General features: G+C 60.6%; 5 protein-coding genes. 2 read left to right on the forward strand and 3 right to left on the reverse strand.

Translation table 11 applies throughout. From position 1 onward, the window contains the following. Positions 1-22 precede the first annotated feature (22 nt). Complete coding sequence (locus AB7I51_RS01310; protein WP_428402459.1) at positions 23-877, forward strand: polyphosphate kinase 2 family protein; 855 nt, start codon at positions 23-25, stop codon at positions 875-877. Further along, positions 874-2,301 (forward strand): MFS transporter, encoded by a 1,428-nt coding sequence (locus tag AB7I51_RS01315; protein ID WP_428402458.1) that lies wholly within the window; start codon positions 874-876, stop codon positions 2,299-2,301. The genes AB7I51_RS01310 and AB7I51_RS01315 overlap by 4 nt, the downstream gene beginning before the upstream one ends. A gap of 91 nt (positions 2,302-2,392) precedes the next feature. Here AB7I51_RS01315 and AB7I51_RS01320 read toward each other — a convergent pair whose 3' ends face one another. The 3 genes from AB7I51_RS01320 to AB7I51_RS01330 form a co-directional block, all read right to left on the reverse strand. After that, positions 2,393-5,869: a TonB-dependent receptor domain-containing protein gene (locus AB7I51_RS01320; RefSeq protein WP_428406096.1), complete on the reverse strand. Its 3,477-nt coding sequence runs from the start codon at positions 5,867-5,869 to the stop codon at positions 2,393-2,395. Positions 5,870-5,972: 103 nt separating this feature from the next. Continuing rightward, the gene (locus AB7I51_RS01325; protein WP_428406097.1) at positions 5,973-6,194 is read right to left on the reverse strand and encodes a hypothetical protein; all 222 of its coding nucleotides are present in this window, start codon (positions 6,192-6,194) and stop codon (positions 5,973-5,975) included. Between the two features lie 168 nt (positions 6,195-6,362). After that, complete coding sequence (locus AB7I51_RS01330; RefSeq protein ID WP_428402456.1) at positions 6,363-6,689, reverse strand: hypothetical protein; 327 nt, start codon at positions 6,687-6,689, stop codon at positions 6,363-6,365. Positions 6,690-6,770: the final 81 nt, after the last annotated feature.

The following is a 6,770-nucleotide window of genomic DNA, read 5'->3' on the forward strand; positions in this document are numbered from 1 at the left end:
CAGAACGGAGGAGGCGGCGCAAATGAATTTTCTAAAAAAATTCCGGGTCGAACCTGGCTCGGATGTCGATCTCGGCTCGATCGATCCCGGGTTCCACGGCGATTTCGTCAAAGATTCGGATGCGGCTCAGGAACTGCAGAACCACTTGACGCGCATCACCGAATTGCAACGCAAGCTCTATGCGGATCGCACGCATTCGCTGCTGATCGTCTTGCAGGGCATCGACAGCGCCGGCAAGGACGGCACCTGCTGGCATGTCATCAGCGCCATGGACCCGCAGGGCGTGCAAGTGACGGGGTTCAAGCAGCCGACTCCTGAAGAGCAGGAGCATGATTTCCTGTGGCGCGTTCATCCGCATGCGCCGCGGCGCGGCTATGTCTCGATTTTCAATCGCTCGCATTATGAAGACGTGCTCGTCGTTCGCGTGCACAAACTCGCGCCAAAGGACGTCTGGAAGCCGCGCTACGACTTCATCAATGAATGGGAGAAGCTGCTCACTGTCGAAAACAAGACGACAATACTGAAATTTTTTCTCTACATCTCGAAGGAGGAGCAGCTCAAACGTTTCAAGGAGCGGCTCGACGATCCCGCGCATCAGTGGAAGATCAGCGAGAGCGATTATTCCGAGCGCGAGAAATGGGATGATTACATCAAGGCTTTTGAAGCCGCCCTGTCGCGCTGCTCGACGGAACATGCGCCCTGGTATGTGATCCCGTCGAATCACAAATGGTTTCGCAATCTGGCGGTGTCGAGCATCCTCGCCGATACGCTCGACAATCTCGATCTTAAAATGCCGAAGCCGACCGTCGACATCGAAGCGATTCGCAAGCTTTATCATCAGGCCAAGAACGAAGAGAAGGGGAGCGAAACGCGGTGACCGCCGCGTCGGCGCGCGCCGCCTCGGTCTTTTCGGCGCTCGACGAAGCGCCGATGACATGGCGTCATTACGCCTATTGGCTCGCCGCGAGCGGGGGCGCATTTCTCGACGGATTTTCGGTATCGGCGCTCGGCGTCGCGCTGCCGCTGCTCAAAGGCGATTTCACGATCAGCCCGCTTTTCGTCGGCCTCATCGGCTCGGCTCTGGTGCTCGGCGCGGTTTTGGGCGCGGCGATCGGCGGTTTGGGCGCCGACAGATTCGGCCGCAAGCGCACATTCATCGCCGACATGGCGATCATCGCGCTGGCATGTTGTATCGGCGCGCTGGCGCCGAACGCCCGATTCATCCTGCTCTCGCAGTTTTTGCTCGGCGTCGGCGTCGGCATCGATTTTCCGACGAGCGGCGCCTATGTGTCCGAGCTCATGCCGCGCAAGGCGCGCAACCGCATGACCGTCGCGACGATCTCGCTGCAATCGGTTGGCATGGCGGCGGCGGCATTCGCCGGACTTGCGATCTTGAAGCTGCGGCCGTCGGCGGAAGACTGGCGACTGCTGTTTGGCGCTGGCGGCGTGATTGCGCTGCTGTTTCTGGTTGCGCGCCTATGGGCGCCGGAAAGCGTGCGCTGGCTGGCGGCTCAGGGGCGCATCATCGAGGCGACGGCGCTGCTCAAGACCCTGTCGATCGAATTCGGCGAGAAGCCTGCAAATCTTGGCGCCGAAGCGATCGCTCGTCCCGCGCCGCCGCCGGAGGCAGCGCCACATGCAACGGACGTCGGCTATATGACGCTGTTCGCAGCGGCCAATCGCGCGCGCACGATGCTCGTTTCGCTACCCTGGATGCTGATGGACGTCGCGACCTATGGCGTCGGCCTTTTCACGCCGGTCATCCTCGGCGCGATGCATCTTGGCGGCACGAAAGCGGGCGCCATCGCCGCCGATTTCGCCGATGTGGAAGGCAGCGCCGCAGTCGACGCCTTTCTCATCATCGGCTTTGCGGCGAGTCTTTGGGCGGTTCCGCGCTTTGGCCGGATCGCCATGCAGGTCGCGGGCTTCAGCGGCATGGCGCTCGGCATGCTGCTGCTGCTTTTCGCCGCGATGACCGACAATGGCGCGAAGGCCCACCTCGCTTTCGTCATCGGCGGCTTCATGCTGTTTAATTTTGCGATGAACGCCGGACCGAACGCCACGACCTTCACGCTCGCGCCGACATTGTTTCCGACCGCGATCCGCGCTTCGGCGAGCGGATTTGCGGCGGCCTGCGCCAAGATCGGCGCCGCATTCGGCACATTCGTCGTGCCGCAATTGCAGGACGCCTGGGGGCTCGTCGGCGTCGTCGCGGTCATGGTCGCCGTCAGCGTCGCCGGGCTATTGGCGACGGCCGGCTTGGCGCATGCGGTCAATGAGGAAGGCGCGCTAGAGGAATAGGCGCGCGGCGCATCAGATCGCGCCGCCATCGGGCGGATGAAGGCCTCGAGGCGAGCGCCTTATTGAGACGCTGGCGTTGTGCGCGTCGGAGTCAGAGCGCCCGATCGAGAAGGTCGGCTCCCCAATTGAAATGATAGTTGACGCCGGCGCGGACGACGACGCCGTCGAACACCACCTTCGTCACCGGAATATTGGCCCAGAGGAGACCGCCCGGCCCGATGCGGTTCGATCCAGACACGCCTCTAGCGCAGGCGCCGGACGAAGTATTCGTCGCCTGGCTTGAACAAGTGGTCGCAAGCGGCGACGACATCAGATCGACGCTGCCGAGATTGTAATAGAGGCCTTCAGCCTTGGCGCTCCAATTATCGGCGAACATCCATTCCACGCCGCCGCCGGCGGCCCAGCCGGCCATGAAACCTGAATAGGAGGCTCCGCCGAACGCAGGCGGATTGGCGTAGTTCCACGCCGTCACGCCCACTTCGTTTTGGCGCTGGATGCTCGAAGCGTTGAAGTGCAACGCCGACGCGTAGGCGTCGCCATAGGCGAGACCGCCCGTGCCATAAGCCAGAAGCGTGTCGGTGACGGCATAGCCGAGCCTGGCGCGCAACGTGCCCATCCAACGGGTTCCCGCGGAGACCGCGCCGCCGCCGATGATTTGGCGGGTCAGCACAAGGGACTCGAGGTCGTCGTCCTCGGGCTTGTCGATATAGCCCGCGCTTTCGACGAGCGCGCCGGCATAGGAGCCCTTGCCGCGAAAGAGCGTTCCCTGAAAATCGGCTTCGAGGCCGAGCACGACATTGGACTCGTCCTGATAGCTCCAGCCGATCTGGCCGCCGCCGATGAAGCCGTTGCGGCCGACATTGGCGTATCCGGTATTGGCTCCCGCGGCCGCGCCGGGCAGGAACATGTTCCACCAGGCGGCGCCGTCGTCAGCCGGTTCCTCCGCGAGGATTTTCGCGTTCCAGAGCCCGGCGAAACGGTCGCCGAAGCCATTGGGCCCGACCCGGGCGCCGGTCTTCCCGCCCCAGCCATAGCCGACGTTGAGGCCGGCATAGAGACCGGCCCATCTGCGCGGGGCGGGCGCATCGGCGCTTGGCCGCGGCGGCTCGTCGGGCGCCAAAGCGAGCCAGCCGGTCGGCTCTCCGCCGAAATTCCATTTCATGCCGCCGTAGAAGGCCGTCGGCGGTCCGACCGACACCATCTTCGGATTATAGAAATTCGCGAAGTTGACGGCGTTGGTTTCGAAAAACGTGCCGAAATTGCGCGACCGCGTATTGGTCACATTCTCGATCAGCGCATAGAGCTGCAGATAGGGCGTCAAATCATAGGACGTGCGCAGGTTCAGAAGGCCATAGGGCGACAACGTGCCGAACTGATTGGCCCAGTCGCCGGCGAGATAGGGACCGCTGGCGTAGACGAAGTCGCCGCCAACCTTCCATTTCGGCGTCACCGAATAATCGACGCCGGTCTTGAAGCGGTGGCGCGCAATCGACGGCAGCGTCGCGCCTGGCTTGACGAGGACGCCTGTCGAACCGACTGCAACCACCGCGGGGTTGTTCGGCGAGCCGAGGATGTTCTCTGAATTGAAATAGGCGTCGGTCAGCGTGTAGTTCACATAGGCCGACAGGCGCTCGTCGGCATAGCGCATCGACAGTTCCGCGCCTTGACGCACGGTGTTGCCGGCGTTGGTGAAATAGCCGCGGCCGACGATCTGGCTCGGAATGCTCAAAATGTCGTCGAAGACATTGGTTCGGAAGATGCCCGCCGACCACTGAAGGGTTCCGGGGAAGCGGCCGAGCAGATCGGGCAGGGCTTCGGCGGGTCTGAAACCGCCGCGCAGGCCCATGTCGATCGTATTCGACGTCACCTGCTTTAAAGGCGGATCGGCCACCAGGAAGGCGTCGATGATGCAAGGACGGTTCGGGTCGGAGCAGCCGAGCTCGAGAGGCGTCGGGGCGCGGTTCGCCACCGAATAGCTGGCGAAAGCGGCGATCTGCGGCGTGATCTTGTAGGTCAGGCCGCCCATCGGATTGATGTGATTGAAAATATGGGTCGAGTTCAACGCCGTGCCCATATTGTCGTAGATCTGAACGCTGGCGCGGTTGAAGCGCAGGCCGCCGGTGGCGGTGAGCTTGTCGGTCAGATCGAGTGAATCGAGCGCATAGGCGCCGAGATAATAGTTCGACACGTTGAGATTGACCGGCGCGATGCCGGCGGCGGGCTCATTGGTGAAATAGTTGATGCCGGTGACCGTGTAGTCGGTGTTGACGATTCCAAGCTCCTCATTCGCCTTGAAGCCGGTGTAACCATGTTCGAGATTGATGCCGAGAGTGAATTTGTTCGGGAAGCCGAGAATCCTGTCGGTGTTGTTGAGCTGCCCGGTGAAACCGAGCGTATTGATCTTCGTCCAGGTGCGGTCGATCGCGCCGAGCGTCGGACCCTGGATGAATTCGTTGCCGGTATTGAAAAAATTCGGGACGCTTGTCGGCTGACCGTCGCCCGTGGTGCAAAATGCTTGGCCGCCCTCGCATTCGAAATCGGTCGTATTGCCGTCGACGCGCGCTTGATTATAGCCGCGATAATGAATGTCGCCGAGCAGCTTTGTCGTCGGGCTGACGTCGACCTGCCCGTTGAGGTCGAACATCATGACCTGATTTTTATAGGTCTGCGGCGTCGTATAGGTCGCGCTCTTGTCGCCCGCGACCAGCTCCACGGGCGCCGGCCCCGAGGCGCCGAAATGATTGGAGCCGAGCGTGGCGTTGGCGTGAATTTCGACGCTTTCCGCGCGATAGCCGATGTCGCCATAGAAGCGCTTGATCTGCGAGCCGGAAAAATAGCGATAGCCTTTGTCGCCCAGCGCCTCGCCGGCGGCGTACATCGCAAAATCCCCGATACGGCGCCCATATTGAAACGCGCCCTGGCGGCGGTTGAAGGAGCCGCCGCGGATATCGAGTTCCGCGCCCTGCCAGGTGAAGCCGTTCTTCATGTCGAGAACGATGGCGCCGCCGATCGCGTTGAGACCATAGAGCGGATTGCCGGTCTCGATCGCGACGCGGTCGATGGCGACGCTCGGGATCAGGTCCCAATTGACCGTATCGCCCCACATTTCATTGATGCGCACGCCGTTCTGAAACACGGCGAGACCCTGCGGCACGCCGGCGTAAGGCGAAGCGACGAAGCCGCGATAATCGACCTGGGGGAAGGAAGGATTGCCGCCGACGTCATTGATCAGCACGCCCGGCGCCGTGCGTTGCAACGCCCCGCCGAGATCAAATTTGCGGCTGTTGGCGATTTCCTTGCTGTCGACGACGTGAACGGAGGACGGGACCTGATAGGTCACGAGCGGCGAGACGTAAGGCGCGGGCGCAGGCGGCGCGGCGGTCGCTGCGCGCGCCGGGCCGACGGCGCGCTGCGGCGCGGGCGCGGCGGTCGGCGCGGGACGGGAAGAAGAGCGCAGCGGCGTGGCGCCGACCTCAATCGTAGGCAGCGCCTGCTGGGCATGGGCCGCCCCAGCGGCGAGCGAGGCGGCGAGCGCGATAAGAGAAACTTGTTTTTTGGAACCGGTCATTTCTGCCCCATGCGTTACCTGGGCAGTTATACTGTCGGAAAAGACGTTCCGTCCCTCGTCAGCCTGGCTGCAGGGCTAATATTTCCAAGGTGTGACATGCTGTCTACACTTCTGAAAAATAACGGTTTTTGCGGGTCATAATCCCGCAACGATCGGGAATTTCTCCCGACGAGAAGGCAGGCGATTTGAAGACTTCAAAGATCGCGCTGATCGGGCGGTGGGTCGGCTTGAATTTCAGCTTGTGACCGACTCGGTCATACCTAAGGGCGCAATCTTGGATGAAATGCCGCTCAACTTTTGCGCGCGCGATGGCCCTGATTTTCAAGGCTTCGGCGGTTGTTGCGAAAGTCTTGCTGCGAAATTTCTATGGAAAGACGCAACTTATTTTGCATTTTTTTTCTTTAAATTCATGATATTTGAGCGATGACTCAGGTTTAAAGCTGCTAAAAATAGAGACAATGTCTGCTCTGACGCCATAGTCATCCTTATTTTTTCAATAAATATCAATAGACTTGGTGCTGCTTTGCGCGCGAGCTTTTACGATATCATTCCAAACCGGTTCGGTTGACAGCCAATACTGCTCTTCAGGCACAGATGGAACCGTAGAGCCGTCACCTTTCCATTCACAAATTATACGGTTATTTGAGGTATGCGATACACCACCATCTACAGAACCAACGACGCCACTTCTTGTGATAATTGGTGCCCTTACATTCCTGTCTTTTTCAATAGAAGAAACGACTTCAACCCTATACTCCGAAGCACCGAGCGCCCTTAGAGCCGATCCGAAAAGTTTGGATTCATGAACAAGACGTTGCACGGGTCAGACGTTTAAGCATGATGCGGATCATAGCGAGTTTGACGAAGGCGGCGACGGTCGTGGCGTAGCGTTCGAAGTCGC

This window comes from Methylocystis sp. (assembly GCF_050246715.1).
Taxonomy (GTDB): Bacteria; Pseudomonadota; Alphaproteobacteria; order Rhizobiales; family Beijerinckiaceae; genus Methylocystis.